This window comes from Sporosarcina sp. FA9, assembly GCF_051550205.1.
GTDB lineage: Bacteria > Bacillota > Bacilli > Bacillales_A > Planococcaceae > Sporosarcina.
Map to the genome: position 1 here is coordinate 1,381,090 of NZ_CP188819.1, position 14,602 is coordinate 1,395,691.

At 37.6% G+C, this 14,602-nt stretch carries 16 protein-coding genes; all 16 read left to right on the top strand.

All coding sequences use genetic code 11. The features are described from left to right. Positions 1 to 9: 9 nt before the first annotated feature. The 16 genes from fliQ to tsf all read left to right on the top strand — a co-directional run bounded on the left by fliQ (position 10) and on the right by tsf (position 14,540). Entirely contained in the window at positions 10 to 279 is a 270-nt protein-coding gene (gene fliQ / locus ACP8HH_RS06730; RefSeq protein ID WP_438317635.1) for a flagellar biosynthesis protein FliQ, read from the top strand. Between the two features lie 4 nt (positions 280 to 283). Next, complete coding sequence (gene fliR, locus ACP8HH_RS06735; RefSeq protein WP_438317638.1) at positions 284 to 1,060, top strand: flagellar biosynthetic protein FliR; 777 nt, start codon at positions 284 to 286, stop codon at positions 1,058 to 1,060. Between the two features lies 1 nt (position 1,061). Further along, positions 1,062 to 2,144, top strand: coding sequence for a flagellar biosynthesis protein FlhB (gene flhB / locus ACP8HH_RS06740; RefSeq protein ID WP_438317641.1), 1,083 nt, complete (start codon positions 1,062 to 1,064; stop codon positions 2,142 to 2,144). A 21-nt stretch (positions 2,145 to 2,165) separates the two neighbouring features. Next, on the top strand, positions 2,166 to 4,199 hold the full coding sequence (gene flhA / locus ACP8HH_RS06745) for a flagellar biosynthesis protein FlhA (RefSeq protein ID WP_438317644.1): 2,034 nt from the start codon (positions 2,166 to 2,168) through the stop codon (positions 4,197 to 4,199). Continuing rightward, on the top strand, positions 4,196 to 5,308 hold the full coding sequence (gene flhF / locus ACP8HH_RS06750) for a flagellar biosynthesis protein FlhF (protein ID WP_438317647.1): 1,113 nt from the start codon (positions 4,196 to 4,198) through the stop codon (positions 5,306 to 5,308). The genes flhA and flhF overlap by 4 nt, the downstream gene beginning before the upstream one ends. Beyond that, a complete protein-coding gene (locus tag ACP8HH_RS06755) occupies positions 5,301 to 6,167 on the top strand; it encodes a MinD/ParA family protein (protein ID WP_438317650.1) in 867 nt (288 codons plus the stop codon). Before flhF ends, ACP8HH_RS06755 begins: the two co-directional genes overlap by 8 nt. Further along, positions 6,160 to 7,296 carry a protein-glutamate methylesterase/protein-glutamine glutaminase gene (locus ACP8HH_RS06760; protein ID WP_438317653.1) on the top strand — a complete coding sequence of 379 codons (1,137 nt, stop codon included), beginning with the start codon at positions 6,160 to 6,162 and terminating at the stop codon, positions 7,294 to 7,296. Before ACP8HH_RS06755 ends, ACP8HH_RS06760 begins: the two co-directional genes overlap by 8 nt. Positions 7,297 to 7,308: 12 nt before the next feature. After that, the gene (locus ACP8HH_RS06765) at positions 7,309 to 9,339 is read left to right on the top strand and encodes a chemotaxis protein CheW (RefSeq protein WP_438317656.1); all 2,031 of its coding nucleotides are present in this window, start codon (positions 7,309 to 7,311) and stop codon (positions 9,337 to 9,339) included. Between the two features lie 15 nt (positions 9,340 to 9,354). After that, a complete protein-coding gene (locus tag ACP8HH_RS06770) occupies positions 9,355 to 9,822 on the top strand; it encodes a chemotaxis protein CheW (protein WP_438317659.1) in 468 nt (155 codons plus the stop codon). Beyond that, entirely contained in the window at positions 9,812 to 10,444 is a 633-nt protein-coding gene (locus ACP8HH_RS06775) for a chemotaxis protein CheC (protein ID WP_438317662.1), read from the top strand. The genes ACP8HH_RS06770 and ACP8HH_RS06775 overlap by 11 nt, the downstream gene beginning before the upstream one ends. 1 nt (position 10,445) lies before the next feature. Then, complete coding sequence (locus ACP8HH_RS06780) at positions 10,446 to 10,940, top strand: chemotaxis protein CheD (protein WP_438317665.1); 495 nt, start codon at positions 10,446 to 10,448, stop codon at positions 10,938 to 10,940. A gap of 175 nt (positions 10,941 to 11,115) precedes the next feature. Continuing rightward, complete coding sequence (locus ACP8HH_RS06785) at positions 11,116 to 11,904, top strand: FliA/WhiG family RNA polymerase sigma factor (RefSeq protein WP_438317668.1); 789 nt, start codon at positions 11,116 to 11,118, stop codon at positions 11,902 to 11,904. Continuing rightward, positions 11,895 to 12,194: a hypothetical protein gene (locus ACP8HH_RS06790; protein WP_438317671.1), complete on the top strand. Its 300-nt coding sequence runs from the start codon at positions 11,895 to 11,897 to the stop codon at positions 12,192 to 12,194. The genes ACP8HH_RS06785 and ACP8HH_RS06790 overlap by 10 nt, the downstream gene beginning before the upstream one ends. A gap of 5 nt (positions 12,195 to 12,199) precedes the next feature. After that, the gene (locus ACP8HH_RS06795; protein ID WP_438317674.1) at positions 12,200 to 12,679 is read left to right on the top strand and encodes a hypothetical protein; all 480 of its coding nucleotides are present in this window, start codon (positions 12,200 to 12,202) and stop codon (positions 12,677 to 12,679) included. 144 nt (positions 12,680 to 12,823) lie between these two features. Further along, on the top strand, positions 12,824 to 13,552 hold the full coding sequence (gene rpsB, locus ACP8HH_RS06800) for a 30S ribosomal protein S2 (protein ID WP_438317676.1): 729 nt from the start codon (positions 12,824 to 12,826) through the stop codon (positions 13,550 to 13,552). 100 nt (positions 13,553 to 13,652) lie between these two features. Next, positions 13,653 to 14,540, top strand: a complete 888-nt coding sequence (tsf, locus tag ACP8HH_RS06805; protein WP_438317679.1) for a translation elongation factor Ts — start codon at positions 13,653 to 13,655, stop codon at positions 14,538 to 14,540. The last annotated feature ends 62 nt before the right edge of the window (positions 14,541 to 14,602 follow it).

The window sequence follows — 14,602 nt, forward strand, 5'->3', positions numbered from 1 at the left end:
GGGGTTTAATTGACAGGTGAAATGGTTGTATCTATAGCCGAACGGGCAGTCTCAGTCATTTTAATGACGTCAGGCCCAATCCTTATACTTGCACTGGTGACCGGTCTTTCTGTAAGTATTTTTCAAGCGACAACTCAGATTCAAGAGCAAACACTTGCATTCGTTCCTAAGATTGTTGCCGTTCTTGTTGGAATTGTTTTTTTTGGTCCTTGGATGCTTACTAGGGTTACGAGTTATGCAACAGATATATTTGAAAATCTTTCACGGTATATCGGGTGATTAAATGGAAGAATTAATACCATCACTGGCTGCTTACTTACTTATATTGACACGTGTTACTGCTTTTTTTGTAACATTACCATTATTTTCTTACAGGGCAATACCGGCGACGCAACGAATTATATTTGGAGCATTGTTTGCTTGGATGCTTGTCTATTCGATTGAAGTCCCAGGTTTAGAAGTCGATGGCACGTACCTTCTACTTGTCGTTAAAGAAGCCGTAGTCGGTTTAACAATCGGAATCATTGCATTCATTATTATGGCAGCCATCCAAGTTGCAGGTGGCTTTATCGATTTTCAAATGGGTTTTGCAATTGCGAATATCATTGATCCACAAACGGGTGCTCAGTCACCACTTCTTGGTCAGTTTTTCAACTCGCTGGCAATTTTATTATTACTTGCACTTAATGGACATCATTTACTGCTTGATGGAATCTATTATAGTTATCAATTTATTCCTATCGATGAAGTTTGGCCGGCGTTTGGCAGTGCAAGTGTGGTTGAGTTTGTTATTAAAACATTTGCAGCATCATTTGCAATCGCTTTTCAAATGTCCATACCGATTGTTGCCACTTTGTTTCTGGTCGATTTAGCACTTGGAATAACAGCTAGAGCTGTTCCACAATTGAATATATTCGTCGTAGGTTTCCCTATTAAAATTGGGGTCAGCTTTATTGTTTTAACAATAACAATGGTTGTAATGATTGAAGTCATGAAAAAGCTTTTTGAGTTTATGATCATAAGCATGAGGAATTTAATGGTTCTACTTGGAGGTGGCTAGTATGTTGTTGCGGCTAGACTTGCAGTTTTTTGCAGGTGAGAAAACCGAAAAAGCCACGCAGAAAAAGCGCCTCGATTCTCGTAAAAAAGGTCAAGTGTTAAAGAGTCAAGATGTAACGAGCTCGATTCTTCTTCTGTCGATTTTTATGTTCTTGTTTTTTGGAGCAGCGTCCATGGGAAATCATTTTTTTAGTTTTTTTTATCACTCATTTACAAAGTATGTCTCTATGACCCAATATGATATAGATACAGTAATGATCATATACACGGACGTTTTACTGCAAATGGCATTTGTTCTTCTACCGATTATGTTAGTTGCGGTAGTTGCAGCAGTTGCAGCGAATCTATTGCAATTTGGTGTATTGTTCACAGCTGAACCACTGAAGATGGATTTGAAAAAAATTGATCCGATTAAAGGATTAAAACGAATTTTTTCCATAAGAGCAATTGTTGAATTAATGAAATCAGTATTGAAAATATCTTTTATTGGATCTGTCACATTTGTAATTGTATATACAAACATATATAAAGTACTTGGATTGGCATTTAAAAGTCCATGGGATGTTATGACAACTGTTGGACAACTTGCAGTAATGATGGGAATTATTGCATCATTTGTACTCTTGTTTATTTCAATACTTGACTTTCTTTATCAGAAATATGACTATGAAAAAAACCTGAAAATGTCCAAACAGGATATTAAAGATGAACATAAAAACACTGAAGGGGACCCTCAGGTTAAATCGCGCATTAAGCAACGTCAGCGCGAAATGGCGATGCGCCGAATGATGCAAGAGGTTCCAAATGCAGATGTTGTAATTACAAACCCTACCCATTATGCAATTGCAATAAAGTACGATGATGGGAAGATGGATGCTCCAATTATTGTTGCAAAAGGTGTCGACTTTGTTGCACAGAAGATTAAGTTAATTGCACAAGAACATGAAATAATAACCGTTGAAAATCGGCCCCTTGCTCGGTCACTTTACGACCAAGTTGAAATAGGAGACCGTGTGCCAGAAGAGTTTTTTAAAGCAATTGCTGAAATACTGGCTTATGTGTACCGAATACAGCGTAAAATTTGAACATAGGAAAGAAGGGATGGCTTGCAGTTTAAAGATATAGGTGTACTTTCAGCAGTCATTATGGTTGTAGCAATGCTCGTCATCCCGCTTCCAACCTGGCTTCTTAGTTTCCTTATTATTATTAATATTACATTAGGACTTATGGTTCTTCTGACTTCGATGAATATGCAAGAAGCACTGCAGTTCTCAATTTTCCCTACTTTATTACTGTTACTTACCTTATTTAGATTAGGGTTAAACGTTTCAACAACTCGTGCGATTCTAAGTAATGGAGATGCAGGGGGCGTAGTTGAAACGTTTGGTACGTTTGTAACAGGTGGGAACGTCGTCGTCGGACTCGTCGTGTTCGTCATTCTCATTCTAATTCAGTTCATTGTTATTACTAAAGGTGCGGAGCGGGTTTCTGAAGTAGCTGCACGTTTCACACTAGATGCGATGCCTGGAAAACAAATGAGTATCGATGCGGATTTAAATGCGGGTATGATTTCTGAGATTGACGCTCGGAAACGAAGAGAAAAAGTAAGCAATGAAGCAGACTTTTACGGGGCAATGGACGGGGCTACAAAGTTCGTAAAAGGAGATGCCATTGCTGGAATTATTATTGTTATTATTAACCTTCTAGTTGGTATGATTATAGGTGTTGCCCAAATGGGGCTTCCATTTGCAGAAGCAGCCGTTCTCTTTTCGCAATTGACAGTAGGGGATGGAATTGTATCTCAAATTCCGGCACTTTTAATATCAACAGCAACGGGTATTGTAGTAACACGTGCAGCTTCTGAAGGAAATCTAGGCGCTGACATTACGAAACAACTTTTTGGTCAACCGAAACTTCTCTACGTTGCTGCAGCAACTGTATTACTACTTGGATTAGTTACACCGATTAACGACATTTTAACAGTTCCAGTTGCATTGGCTCTCGGAATTGGAGCATTTGTTATGTCGCGTAAAGGTAAAGAAGATCCAGAAGAGTTGCTTGAAATGGAAGAAGAAATCGAGACAGATGAAATGAAAAGTCCAGAAAACATTATCAACTTGCTAAATGTAGATCCAATTGAATTTGAATTTGGTTATGGGCTAATACCACTCGTAGATGCCACGCAAGGTGGAGATTTGCTTGATCGAGTTGTGATGATTCGTAGACAATTGGCCATTGAACTAGGACTTGTCATACCGGTTGTCCGTATCCGAGATAATATTCAATTACAACCGAATGAATACCGTATTAAAATTAAGGGAAGCGAAATGGCAAGGGGGGAACTGCTTTTAGACCATTATCTAGCGATGAGTCCTGGTGGAAATGACTCAATTGAAGGAATTGACACAATTGAACCATCGTTCGGGCTTCCAGCTAAATGGATTACAGAAAATGTGAAAGAAGATGCCGAGATTCTGGGATATACAGTTGTAGATCCCCCAAGCGTCGTTTCAACTCATTTAACAGAAGTGATCCGTGCCAATGCTAAAGAATTAATAGGCAGACAAGAAACGAAGCAACTTGTTGATCATGTACACGCGACATATCCAATTTTAATAGACGAGTTAACTCCAACTCCGCTTTCAATTGGAGAAATTCAAAAGGTTCTTGCAAAACTATTAGGGGAACATGTCTCTGTACGTAATTTACCGATTATTTTTGAAACACTTGCGGATTATTCTAAATATACTTCGGATGTAGACGTATTAACGGAGTATGTAAGACAAGCACTAGCAAGACAAATTACAAATCAATATGCCGCAACCGGACAGTCGTTAAAAGTGCTGACAGTCTCTGGCAAAATAGAAAAAATGATTGCAGATAGTATCCAACAAACCGAACAAGGAAACTATTTATCGCTTGATCCTCAAAAGTCACAGGAAATTCTAGAATCAATTGCACAAGAAGTTGAGCGTGTTGCATTAATGGACCAATCACCGGTGATTTTATGTACACCTGCAATTCGCATGTATTTAAGACAAGTTACGGAGCGATATTTCCCGCAAATTCCTGTTCTTTCTTATAATGAACTTGAAGCATCGATTGAAGTCCAAAGTGTTGGGGTGGTGGAGATTGCATGAAGATGAAACGTTATACAGCAGATACAATGGTCAATGCAATGAAAAAAGTTCGTGAAGATTTTGGAGACGATGCACTTATTCTCAGTTCAAATGTTGTGAACTCAAAAGGTTTTCTTGGTCTTTTTAAAAAGAAATCTGTTGAGGTCGTCGCGGGTTATGATGAACCTGTAAATAAAAAAATCGAACCCGTTCATACACAATCTTCATATCCAGTTGAAGCGATAAATACGTCAACTATGGAATTGAAAAAAGAAATGGATGAAATGAAAAAGATATTGAAAAACATTCGTCCATCAATAGAATACTCTCGCTATCCGGATGAAATGCAGCAATTACTCGTCCATTTACAAACACAAGGTTTAAATGAAAATAGTATTACTCAAATCGGTGAAGAAATTTACAGTCGCATGAAAACAGAAAAAAATGATTTCACGAATGATGAGCAACGGGAAATTGTTAGGGAAATCCTTCTTGAGGAAATCGGACATAATCCTTTTGGGGGTATATCCTTTACTAAGAAGTATATCAATGTTTTAGGACCAACCGGAGTCGGGAAAACGACAACAATTGCCAAAATTGCCGCTCGCGCTTTACTTGAAAAAAAGAAAAAGATTGGTTTTATCACAACAGATACATATCGGATTGCAGCAATTGAGCAACTACGAACATATGCAAACTTATTGCAAGCACCAGTTGAAATTGTTTATAACAAAACGGATTTCGAAGCTGCTTTAGTAAAGTTTTCAGAGTTGGATTTAGTATTTATTGATACAGCAGGCAGGAACTATAAAGAAACAAAATATGTGGAAGATTTAATTCGACTTGTGGACTTTTCACTGGATATGGAATCATTCTTAGTACTTTCGATGACGTCTAAAGAAGAGGATATGAAAACGATTGTTCAGCAGTTTAGCTCATTCCCTATTGAGAAATTCATTTTCACAAAGATGGATGAAACAGGGTCAATAGGACCGATGTTTAACCTTATTAGGGAATTTAACCTTGGAGTTGCCTATCTAACCGATGGTCAAGAAGTACCCGAAGATATTACAGAAGCAGATGCTGAAAAGCTAATATCGATGCTTTTAAAGGATCCACGTTATGCATGATCAAGCAGAAAAACTTAGACGTCAGATGCTAAAAGTACAGGAACCGTTATCTAGGTCAATTGCAATTGTTAGTGGAAAAGGCGGTGTTGGAAAGTCAAACTTTTCGACGAATTTCGCTTATGCCCTTAGTTCATATGGTAAAAAAGTAATTATTATTGATATGGATATTGGTATGGGAAACATTCACATTTTGCTTGGAATGACCCCGAACAATAGTTTAAGAGATTATCTATCTGAAAGTAATGAGTTATCCGATGTGATTAATAAAGCACCAGAAGGTTTGGATTTTATTTCAGGTGGCTCTGGACTTAATTCAGTAATGGAATGGTCTGAAGCAATGTTTAATAGACTTATTACTGCTTTTGAATATTTGCAAACAGAATATGACTTTATTTTGTTTGACATGGGTGCGGGGGCAACTCAACATGTTATTGATTTAGTTCTAGCTGTTGATGAAATTGTTGTCATTTCAACAACTGAGCCAACATCTATTACAGATGCCTATTCAATGATGAAATTCATTTGCTTAAGAGACCCGGACAAACAATTTCATATCGTTGGAAATCGGGTATCTAAAAATGATGAAGGTACTGAATCTGTTTCAAGACTGCAGTTTGCGATGCGGAAGTTTCTCGATAAGGAGACAACAATTTTAGGATTGTTACCGGAAGATGGTTCTGTTCATAAAGCTGTTCTTGCTCAAAAGCCCTTTATTCTTTTATTCCCAAACGCTCCAATTTCAAAAAAAATTAAAAACATTGCTTCTACTTTTGTTGAGTTAGAAACAACTATAGATCCTAAAAATAAACAACGGTTTCTTGGAAGGCTAAAAAATATGTTTAGGAAGGGACATGGATGATTTGGAAACAGGCAAAATTAAAAAAGCACTTGTTGTTGATGATTCGGCATTCATGCGAAAACTTATAAGCGATTTTCTAAGTAACCATCCAAATATTGAAGTAATCGGAACTGCTCGTAACGGTAAAGATGCTATTGAAAAAGTAAAGTTATTAAAGCCTGATGTTGTTACGATGGATGTTGAAATGCCAATTATGGATGGTCTTGAAGCACTAAAAGAAATAATGGCACATCATCCAGTTCCCGTAGTTATGCTTTCGAGTACCACAAAAGAAGGTGCTGAAAACACCATGCTTGCAATGGAGTACGGTGCTGTTGATTTCGTTGCTAAACCGGGTGGAGCTATCTCTCTAAATTTAATAGATGTAGAAGATGAAATCGTTAAAAAAGTTGCTGCGGCATCGGGAGTACATATTTCTAAACTCACAAGACTCCACAACCCAAAATCTGTTGAAAAAGATTTAGTTTCAATTAAAATAAAGGACCTAAATCCAATCGCAAAACCTTTAAAGCAAGAAATGGATCAAAATAAAGGTGTATTCATCAAAAATGCAAAAACATTTGTTATAATAGGTACATCTACAGGGGGTCCTAGAGCTCTACAAGCTGTACTTACACAATTGCCCGCTGAATTTGCCGCACCGATATTAATCGTTCAACATATGCCGCCTGGTTTTACGAAATCTTTAGCAGACCGCCTAGACACGCTTTGTAATATTCATGTAAAAGAAGCGGAAAATGGCGAACCTATACTGAGTGGAACCGCTTATATTGCTCAGGGTGGTAAACATTTGAAGATTAAAAAGTTGGGACAATCTTATTTCATTCATCTGGATGATATTGAACCTCCTCGTTCGGGTCATCGACCAGCAGTAGATGTTCTTCTAGAATCAGCAGCTGTGATAAAAGAACCAAACTATTTAACAGTAATTATGACCGGCATGGGTTACGACGGTAAAGTAGGGATGGGAATACTTAAGAATAATGGTCAAACGATTACAATAGCAGAGTCGGTGCAAACATCCGTTGTTTATGGAATGCCGAAAGCAATTGTTGAAGCGGGACTGGCTGATGAAGTTGAAGATTTGCAAGATATACCGAAAAAGATAATGGATATTTTAAAGTTTTAAGGGGGCGAAAAGATGGATACAAGTCAATATTTAGATATGTTCATAGAAGAAAGTAAAGAGCATCTTCAATCATGTAATGAACATCTTTTAGAACTGGAGAAAAATCCTGAGGATCTTGCAATTGTAAATGAAATATTCCGTTCAGCTCATACTTTAAAAGGAATGTCCGCAACGATGGGGTACACGGACATCGCTGACCTAACGCACACAATGGAAAACATCCTTGATGCCATTCGTAATAATAAATTGAAAGTAACGACAGAAATTTTTGATGTAGTTTTACAAGCAGTAGATTACTTAGAAGAAATGGTGTTAGATATAGCGGCGGGCGGTACTGGAAAAAAAGATGTTCGTCAAGTAGTTGAAGTTTTGAATCGGATTGAAGCGGGGGAAACAACTACAGTTTCCAAGTCTAGCCTAGAAGTTGCAGCGACAACGGTTGAGGATATAAACAAAGGTGCGGGACTTCATTATGATGATTTTGAAATGACGGTTCTTTCGCAATCATTTGAACAAGGATATACTGCCCATGAACTAACTATCCGTTTACGAGACGATTGTATATTAAAAGCTGCGAGAGCTTTCATGGTGTTTGAAATACTAGAGAAGTCTGGCGATATTATTAAATCTATTCCTAACGTTCAAAAACTTGAAAATGAAGAGTTTGAAGAGGAATTTGTTGTTGTCTTGATTACAAAAGAAAGTGCAGAAGTAATCCAAGCTAAAATAATGAAGGTTTCTGAAGTAGTTGAAGTACTTGCTGTTCCGATTACAACTGAATCTTTATTGCTGGGTAAAAGGTCTCGAGAAGAGGAACAATCAACTGGGAATACAGTTGCTATTGCAAAGGATTCGGATAATCTGGCTGTTTCAACTCGGGCCACATCTTCAGGAAACAAAACAATACGCGTGAATATCGAACGACTGGATGACTTAATGAATTTGTTTGAAGAATTGGTGATTGACCGTGGACGTTTGGAATCGATTGCAACTGAAATTCGCCATACTGAACTTACAGAAACAGTGGAACGAATGGCACGGGTATCAGGTGATTTGCAAAGTATTATTCTGAACATGCGTATGATTCCGGTGGAAACTGTCTTTAACCGGTTTCCGAAAATGGTTCGACAACTTGCCCGTGATTTGGACAAAAAAATCAATTTAGAAATAGTTGGTGCGGAAACTGAACTAGATCGGACGGTCATAGATGAAATCGGTGATCCACTTGTGCATCTCATTCGAAATGCATTGGATCATGGAATTGAAACTCCAGCAGAACGTATTGCAAAAGGAAAACCTGAAGAAGGTACAGTCACGTTAAGGGCTTATCATTCAGGAAATCATGTTTTTATAGAACTCGAGGACGATGGTGCAGGTGTAAACCGCAAAGCTGTTCTTAAAAAGGCTTTATCTAGTGGCATTATTACAGAAGAAGTTGCAGAATCACTGACCGACCGTCAAGTGGCAGAACTGATTTTAGCCTCCGGATTTTCTACTGCCGATAAAATATCGGATGTTTCAGGCCGTGGTGTAGGTTTAGATGTTGTAAAAAGCACGATTGAATCGCTCGGTGGTTTTATATCAATTGAATCAAAAGAGGGTGAGGGGTCCTTGTTTCAAGTACAACTTCCGCTCACGCTTTCAATTATTTCTGTAATGCTTGTGAAACTTGCGAAGGAAATTTATGCAATTCCTTTATCGTCTATTATTGAAACTGCAATAATTCAAACATCGGACATAATGAATGCACATAATCAGAAAGTAATTGATTTCCGTGGAAGTATTGTTCCGCTCGTTAACTTAAAAGAGATTTTTGAAATGCCAAACTTAGATGCAAATGATGATGGATTCCAGTCTGTTATTATCGTTCGAAAAGGCGGAAAACTTGCAGGACTTGTTGTTGACACATTTATTGGCCAACAAGAAATTGTTCTCAAATCACTTGGTAACTATTTGAAGAGTGTATTTGCAATTTCCGGAGCAACAATTCTTGGAAATGGACAAGTCGCCCTTATTGTGGATTGCAATGCATTAATCAAATAAGTGGGAGTGAAAAAAATGGTTGAAACAATACAACAAACCGATATGAAAGTCGTCGTCTTTGAGTTAATGGACAAAGAATATGCAATTAAAGTCGATGTAGTTCATTCAATTGAAAAACTAATGTTAATTACTAGAATTCCGAAGACGCCTAGTTATGTTCGAGGTGTTATTAACTTAAGTGGACTGGTCACACCAATAGTTGATTTACGTGATCGTTTTGGTATTGAATTGAAAGAAGTAGATGATCAAACCCGAATTATTATTGTTTCATTAGAAGAATACAACGTAGGTTTAATAGTAGATGCTGCAAATGATGTAATGGATATCCCTATTGAGCTAATTGAAGCGCAGCCCGAAGTTGTTGGAACAGTAGAGTCTGAATTTATTTCTGGAGTTGCAAAGGTCGGTAAACGACTTCTTGTAATGCTTGATTTGGAACGAGTACTGGAGCCAATAAAGCAGGTGGCAACTGATGAGTATTGATATACCTATTACCGATATGCACCTTGATGTACTCCGGGAAATTGGTAATATAGGTGCTGGACATGCAGCAACCGCACTTTCTCAAATGCTTGATCGTAAAATTGATATGCGTGTGCCAAAGGTAGATCTTGTCTCTTTTGAGGGAATGTTTGATCTTGCTGGAGGTGCTGAGGAGATTGTGGCAGGTATTTTTCTCCGTATTGAAGGGGACCTTTCAGGTAGTATGTTTTTTGTACTGTCTATAGAAAGTGCGAATCGCTTTATTCAGAAATTAATAGGTGATGAAACATTTAATTTTAACACTCCACCTTTTTCAGAGATAGGAATATCTGCAATGCAAGAGCTTGGTAATATTCTTTCAGGTTCTTATTTATCAGCTTTGTCAGACTTTACCGGTTTAAGGATTTTCCCAACAGTACCCTCACTAGGAGTAGACATGGTCGGAGCAATTGTTAGTTTTGGCTTGATTGAAATATCTCAGACAAGCGACGAGGTAATTGTTATTAATACTGAAATCAGTGAAGAAAGTTCAAATGGCACGGAAAAAATAACGGGACATTTTTTCTTGTTGCCAGATCCATCTTCATATATAACAATTTTTAAATCACTTGGTGTAATGTAATATGGTTACAGTGAAAGAAGTTATTCGAGTTGGAATTGCAGATATGAATCTTGTGAAACAGCCACAAACGATTCGAACCTCTGGACTTGGTTCTTGTGTTGGAGTCGTATTGTATGACGAACGTAAAAAAATTGCAGGTTTACTACATGTCATGCTACCCGATTCAGGACTTGTAAAGAATGGTGCTATCAATAGTGCAAAATTTGCTGACACGGGTATATATGGGCTTATGGAATTATTAAAACTTGAAGGTGTTCGTCCGATGGCATTAAAAGCAAAAATTGCCGGTGGAGCGCAAATGTTTCAATTTGGATCTAGTGATACGATTCGAATCGGGCCGCGTAATATCGAAGCCGTTAAAAATGAATTAAAACGTTTATCCATTCCAATTGTTGCAGAGGATGTGGGTGGGTCCAGTGGTCGAACAATTGAGTTCGATCCATTAACTTCGATGCTCTCCATTCGAACTGTAAATAAAGGGACAGTTGAAATTTAATTGAATGCATTTAGACGCCAAATAACTATAAAACCAAAGATAAATACTTTAGTCTAGGTTAGAAATTTGTGGTGTCTGAATAGTTCAGACGCCTTTTTCCGTCATTATTTGCCATATGCTATACTAGATTGACAATAGCTATCGGAAGGAATCATCATGGAAGGTGAGGTATTCGATGTCAAAACAAGTTCAGATGGAAGAAGCCGAGTGTTGGAATCGCTGGATAAAAGACAGGGACCCATATGCCGGGGACTTGCTTGTTCAAAAATATACTCCCCTCGTCACTTATCATGTGCAGCGAATCAGCTCAGGATTGCCAAGCAACGTTTCTAGAGATGATATTCTTAGTCTTGGACTTCAGGGGCTTTTTGATGCACTTACAAAGTTTGATACCGGACGGGATTTGAAATTTGAAACGTATGCTTCCTTCCGAATCAGGGGTACAATCATTGATGGACTGCGAAAAGAAGATTGGTTGCCAAGAACATCTAGAGATAAAACAAAAAAGCTTAAAATAGAAGTTGCGAAACTAGAACAGGTTCTCATGCGTCATGCTGAACCCGAAGAAGTTGCAGATCATATGGGGATAACTTTAGAAGAAGTTTTTCAAATAATGCACGAACACTACTTTTCGAATGTTTTATCGATAGATGAAAAAATGAATGATGATGAAGACGACGGAGTAAATTCATTTGTTATTAAAGATGAAAGTTCTACTTCACCGGAACAAGAATTAGTTAAGACTGAGTTGATAGGTGATTTGGTAAATAAAATTAAAGATTTAAATGAAAATGAACAACTGGTTTTGAATTTATTTTATACAGAGGAACTAACGTTGACTCAAATTGGTGGGATACTCAATTTGTCTACATCCCGGATTTCTCAAATTCACTCGAAAGCATTGTTTAAGCTGAAAGAATGGCTTTCTCCTGAAATAATTGATGGAGGGATATTATGGGGTTAAAAGGAATTGAACTTCAAATAGCAATCCCTAAAACATTTGAAGCTGGAAAAATTGCGGAACATAAACAACAGCAATCCCAGTTAAATCAAGACCAAGCAAACGCCTTAATGGATCGACAAACATTGAAAAATCGAGAAACGGTATTGGAAACAGCTGAATATGCAAAAATGGATTCAAATAAGAAAAATGGCGACAATCCACATCAACAAGATGAGACAGAACGAAATAATGAAGAGGAAAAGAAAACGATTCATCCTTATAAAGGATCATTCGTTGACTTTATAGGGTAATTAAAATGACAATTGTCTTTTTAATAATAGTATTCATACTACAAATTATCGGTTTTTATTTCTTAGCGCTCTTATATACGAAAGTGTCGAAATTTGACGATCTTGAGAAAAAACAGAAGAAGTTAATGGAGCAAATGGATGACTCGATTACAGCTTATTTATCCGAGATGCAAGACGAAAACAATAGATTAATTCAACAGCTCTCTGCAGTGGAGTTAACTAAGACGAGCACTCAAAAACCAATTCCACCTTCTGTTGTGAAGGCGACCAAGTCTATCAAGGTGAATGCACCTTCTACACCTATGAACTTGGCGATAAAATCCTATGGTAAAACTTTGATGCCATCGCCCATACCTGATGATCTTGAAATGGATGATCGGACAAAAGTATTTCGGCTTCACGATGATGGAAAAACAATTGAAGAGATTGCTAAAGTACTTGGTAAAGGAAAGACAGAAGTAGAACTAATTTTGAAATTCAAGTAACACATATTGCAAAACGTAATTAGATGTGTTATATTATCTAATGGTATTACTACACACGTGCAAGGACATTGGAAATGGTGCCGAGAGGTCATTTCAGTGAATGATTTGTACGGAGGAATTTAACCAAACAGGAGGAATTATAAAATGGCAGTAGTCTCAATGAAACAATTACTCGAAGCAGGTGTACATTTCGGACACCAAACACGTCGTTGGAACCCGAAAATGAAGAAATTTATTTTCGTGGAACGTAACGGTATCTACATTATCGATCTTCAAAAAACGGTAAAACTACTTGAAGAAGCATATGCATTCATGCGTCAAGTTGGAGAAGATGGTGGAAAAGTTCTTTTTGTTGGTACAAAGAAACAAGCACAAGATGCTATTAAAGAAGAAGCAGAACGTGCAGGAATGTACTATATTAATCAACGCTGGCTCGGTGGTACACTTACAAACTTCGGTACAATCCAAAAACGCGTAGCACGTATGAAACAAATTGAGCGTATGGAAGAAGACGGAACGTTTGAAGTATTACCTAAAAAAGAAGTTGGTAAGTTGAACAAAGAGCACGAAAGATTAGTTAAATTCCTAGGTGGAATCCGGGATATGAAAGCAGTTCCAGACGTAATGTTCGTCGTCGACCCACGCAAAGAACGTATTGCGGTCGCTGAAGCAATTAAATTACACATTCCTATTGTAGGAATTGTTGATACGAACTGTGATCCAGACGAAATCGATTATATCATTCCTGCGAATGATGACGCGATTCGTGCAGTACGACTTCTTACTAGCAAAATGGCTGACGCTTTGCTTGAAGCTAGACAAGGCGAAGAGGAAGAAGAAGTTCAAGAAGTAGAAACAGTTACAGTTAAGTAATCGTTTTGAATAACCTTTAGTAAATAAAAGACGATAAGTGGCTATATCCTCTTATCGTCTTTTTCTAGCAATAGATGACATATTTTTGGAGGAATGAAAAATGACAGTAAAAGTAACGGCGCAAATGGTTAAAGAACTACGCGAAAAAACAGGTGCAGGGATGATGGACTGCAAAAAAGCATTAACATCAGTAAATGGTGATTTAGAAGCTGCAATTGATTTCTTACGTGAAAAAGGATTATCTAGTGCTGCCAATAAGGCGGATCGTATCGCTGCTGATGGTACTACGTTTATTCTTACTGAAGGAAACGAAGCAATTCTTCTAGAAGTGAATGCTGAAACAGATTTTGTTGCTAAAAATGAAGGGTTCCAACTTTTTGTTAGAGAACTTGCAGAGCACCTTCTAAAAACAAAACCAGCTACAGCTGAAGAAGCACTCGAAACAATAATGTTTAACGATCTCTCAGTTGCAGATCACATTTCAAATGCGATTGCTAAAATTGGCGAGAAGTTAACACTTCGTCGTTTTGAAATTCGTACAAAAACAGATGCTGACTCATTCGGTCCTTATTTGCATATGGGCGGGCGTATCGGTGTGCTTGTAGTACTAGAAGGATCTACTGATGAGCAAGCGGCTAAGGATATTGCAATGCATGTTGCTGCTCTAAATCCGAAATATGTTTCACGTGACCAAGTTTCTGAAGAAGAAGTTGAGCGTGAGAAAAAAGTTCTTACTGAGCAAGCACTTAATGAAGGCAAGCCTGAAAACATTGTTGCAAAAATGGTTGAAGGTCGAATCGGTAAGTATTTTGAAGAAATTTGTGTTCTAGATCAATCATTCGTCAAGAACTCAGATCAAAAAGTTGGCGATTTTGTAAAATCAACAGGCGGTACTTTAAAAGAATTCATTCGCTACGCAATTGGTGAAGGAATTGAAAAACGCGAAGAAAACTTTGCGGAAGAAGTAATGGGTCAAATTAATAAATAATACGAATGCACATAATATAGTGAATGGGGAACACACTTTGGTGCTGTTCCCTATTTTTGAGA

Bases quoted from the DNA above. Each gene is read 5' to 3' on its own strand.
- fliR (WP_438317638.1), top strand. From the start codon at position 284: ATGGAAGAATTAATACCATCACTGGCTGCTTACTTACTTATATTGACA.
- flhB (WP_438317641.1), top strand. From the start codon at position 1,062: ATGTTGTTGCGGCTAGACTTGCAGTTTTTTGCAGGTGAGAAAACCGAA.
- flhF (WP_438317647.1), top strand. From the start codon at position 4,196: ATGAAGATGAAACGTTATACAGCAGATACAATGGTCAATGCAATGAAA.
- ACP8HH_RS06755 (WP_438317650.1), top strand. From the start codon at position 5,301: ATGCATGATCAAGCAGAAAAACTTAGACGTCAGATGCTAAAAGTACAG.
- ACP8HH_RS06760 (WP_438317653.1), top strand. From the start codon at position 6,160: ATGGATGATTTGGAAACAGGCAAAATTAAAAAAGCACTTGTTGTTGAT.
- ACP8HH_RS06765 (WP_438317656.1), top strand. From the start codon at position 7,309: ATGGATACAAGTCAATATTTAGATATGTTCATAGAAGAAAGTAAAGAG.
- ACP8HH_RS06770 (WP_438317659.1), top strand. From the start codon at position 9,355: ATGGTTGAAACAATACAACAAACCGATATGAAAGTCGTCGTCTTTGAG.
- ACP8HH_RS06775 (WP_438317662.1), top strand. From the start codon at position 9,812: ATGAGTATTGATATACCTATTACCGATATGCACCTTGATGTACTCCGG.
- ACP8HH_RS06780 (WP_438317665.1), top strand. From the start codon at position 10,446: ATGGTTACAGTGAAAGAAGTTATTCGAGTTGGAATTGCAGATATGAAT.
- ACP8HH_RS06785 (WP_438317668.1), top strand. From the start codon at position 11,116: ATGTCAAAACAAGTTCAGATGGAAGAAGCCGAGTGTTGGAATCGCTGG.
- ACP8HH_RS06790 (WP_438317671.1), top strand. From the start codon at position 11,895: ATGGGGTTAAAAGGAATTGAACTTCAAATAGCAATCCCTAAAACATTT.
- ACP8HH_RS06795 (WP_438317674.1), top strand. From the start codon at position 12,200: ATGACAATTGTCTTTTTAATAATAGTATTCATACTACAAATTATCGGT.
- rpsB (WP_438317676.1), top strand. From the start codon at position 12,824: ATGGCAGTAGTCTCAATGAAACAATTACTCGAAGCAGGTGTACATTTC.
- tsf (WP_438317679.1), top strand. From the start codon at position 13,653: ATGACAGTAAAAGTAACGGCGCAAATGGTTAAAGAACTACGCGAAAAA.